The following is a 2,382-nucleotide window of genomic DNA, read 5'->3' as shown; positions in this document are numbered from 1 at the left end:
GCTTCGACGCGAAGGTGGCCCGGCCGATCAAAAGCAGTGGGAAATCATACACGACTCAGTCGGGTCGTTCGGCATCCGCACGGTGAATGACGCGTACTCCTCGGCTCAGAATGCAGTGCTGATTTCGCGCGGGCCGGGTTCCTCTGTCGGGAACATGAGTTTGATGCCGAGCGGCGGGCGCGTGTTGATCGGCGGCGCAGTTGACGATGGCTCGATTCTCAACGCGGAAGGGCTCGTACGCGGACGCGGATACGCTGTCGATGGTGGGGCGTCCTGGGCGACGATCTATTTCAAGAACGGCGCCAAGACGCGATTCGCGATCGGCAAAACCGACACCGACGACTTTGCAGTAACCGCATGGGCCGATGACGGTACCACGCAAACTAAGGTGTTGGACGTTGCCCGTGGAACGCAGGTCGTTTCATTCGCGAAGCGCCCGACGTGGGCGGCTGGTGCGGTTCCGTTCGACACCGGCAATTTCGACCCGAACACGAAGTTCAACAAGGCCGGTGACACGGCGACCGGCGACATCCGTGTCAAGCAGCCCAACAACACGGACGCACGCGGCTTTGTGCTCGCGCGCGCAGACGGCACGGCGCAGGCATGGTTCCACGGAACGATGAACGGCGGCTACTCCGCATGGGCGACGATGAAAGCGGACGGAGCGTGGCAGGCGAATGCCATCCTTGTCTACAACTCAGACAACCGAGTCGTTTTCAACACCGACATCCATGTTACGGCGCAATCGCGCTTCTATAACCGTCCAACTCTCAACCGCGACGGTTGGCAAGCCGATTTCGGCTTGCGCAATAACCGGCCCGGTTACGACTCGTGGACGTACTTGCGTGCGCGTGACGGAGGCGGCTTCGAATTCATCAATAACGCCTACAACGCCACGACGCTTTCAGTGGACGATTGGGGAACGCTCTATCTCCGTGGCGCGCAAATCCTGCAAACAGACGGGAACCTGAATCTGACGTGGCGCGGACGATTCCTGAGCGCGGAAATTGACGATATCTGGGGGAACATCAACGCGCGAGCCAGTGCGGGCGCACGTGTGCAGTGGGACTCCGGCGTGAACAACTTCGGCACCGTGGATCGCCTCAATGGCGCGTTGCCGGCTCCGTGGGTCGTTTGCGGATTGAGCGGCCCGGGCAACGGAACGGCAAACGCGATCACGGTCTATGGCGTAGTACTGAGGAACCAATGACGAACAATTTCATGCTTCATGTCGAGCAGGCGGCGTTCATTCTCTCGAAGAAATTCCCGCAGCTCGTCCGCTGCAAGGATTATTGGGTTGCGCACCCGGTCGACGAGAAATCGCTCGAGCAGACCAAAACCGCATGGGTGCCGATCTGGACGCCGACCGACATTTCGCCACCGACGCCAGCGGATCTGCTGCGCTGGTGGCCCGAGTTCCAGGAAGAGTTCGAGCTGACCGAAGCGGCCGCGAGTGTGCGGCGCCGGCGCGACGAGCTGCTCGCCCAGGTCGATCCGCTCGTCGAACGGGCGGCCGACTCCGGACAGGCCGAGCTGGAAGCAGCCCTTCGACGCTACCGCGCCGAGCTGAGAGACGTTCCGCAACAGACTGGATTCCCGCTGGACGTCGTATGGCCGCAATCCCCCGTACCACTGAATTGACACACACCACCAGGAGTTCGAAATGGCAATCAAGAAAAACGTAGTTCTCGCATTGACCGGCGCGACGGCCGGCTACCACGTTATCGGCAACGTCACGCTCGACGTGTTGAGCAGGACCACGGTTGCATCGATCAACAGCTACGTGTCGGAGGAAACGTACAAGGCGGGCAAGCAACCGCTGCAGCTCTCGTCGACCATTTCCGTCGAAGGTGTACCGGAAGAGAACGAGGGTGCGGTGCCGTACATTCACCGTCGCCTGATCGAAGCGAAGCCGGAAGACGAGAAACCGGCGGCCGATCGACCGATGATGTACAACGCGCTCGACCGCTACATGCTGGCCGGCGGCGAGATCGTCGCCTGAGTAACGTATCGGCGACATAGAAAGGAAAGGACGCGGCGACGTGCGCGATGCGGGAACATCGTGCACGCCCCGCACCAGCAGAGCATACCTGCAGGATTGGCCAGGGCCGCGACACCTCTCGAGAGGCGCCGGCATCCTAGCACAAGCAGGAATCACCCCATGCAGGACATCCGATGCGGAAGCTGTAACCGCAAACTTGGCGCCGGCGAATACATCCGGCTCAACATCAAATGCCCGCGTTGCGGCGCATTGAATATTCTGAGGGCCGCGAGCCCCTTACCCGCAGGCCACCGAGCCTCCGATACGAGGGAATCGCCCCATGCAACACACCATCTCCGCTGATCTGATCAACCGCGTGCACCAGGCCGACGCCCTGAGCG

3 protein-coding genes and 1 pseudogene are annotated in these 2,382 nt (G+C 61.3%); all 4 read left to right on the top strand.

What is annotated here, in order from left to right; all coding sequences use genetic code 11:
• Positions 1-1,210 (top strand): annotated as a pseudogene (locus AC3IFE_RS18520) (phage tail protein); the annotation flags it as partial.
• Positions 1,207-1,641, top strand: coding sequence for an XkdW family protein (locus AC3IFE_RS18515; protein WP_489191490.1), 435 nt, complete (start codon positions 1,207-1,209; stop codon positions 1,639-1,641). The pseudogene AC3IFE_RS18520 and the gene AC3IFE_RS18515, both read left to right, overlap by 4 nt.
• 22 nt (positions 1,642-1,663) lie before the next feature.
• Complete coding sequence (locus tag AC3IFE_RS18510; RefSeq protein WP_489191489.1) at positions 1,664-2,002, top strand: hypothetical protein; 339 nt, start codon at positions 1,664-1,666, stop codon at positions 2,000-2,002.
• 159 nt (positions 2,003-2,161) lie between these two features.
• Positions 2,162-2,344 (top strand): Com family DNA-binding transcriptional regulator, encoded by a 183-nt coding sequence (locus tag AC3IFE_RS18505; RefSeq protein WP_489191488.1) that lies wholly within the window; start codon positions 2,162-2,164, stop codon positions 2,342-2,344.
• The last annotated feature ends 38 nt before the right edge of the window (positions 2,345-2,382 follow it).

This window comes from Burkholderia sp. APQ4-4ca, assembly GCF_057837105.1.
This window is presented reverse-complemented; position numbering and strand designations above follow the sequence as displayed.

What these genes read in the sequence shown, in the direction of transcription:
- AC3IFE_RS18515 (WP_489191490.1), top strand. Translation starts at nt 1,207, where the DNA reads ATGACGAACAATTTCATGCTTCATGTCGAGCAGGCGGCGTTCATTCTC.
- AC3IFE_RS18510 (WP_489191489.1), top strand. Translation starts at nt 1,664, where the DNA reads ATGGCAATCAAGAAAAACGTAGTTCTCGCATTGACCGGCGCGACGGCC.
- AC3IFE_RS18505 (WP_489191488.1), top strand. Translation starts at nt 2,162, where the DNA reads ATGCAGGACATCCGATGCGGAAGCTGTAACCGCAAACTTGGCGCCGGC.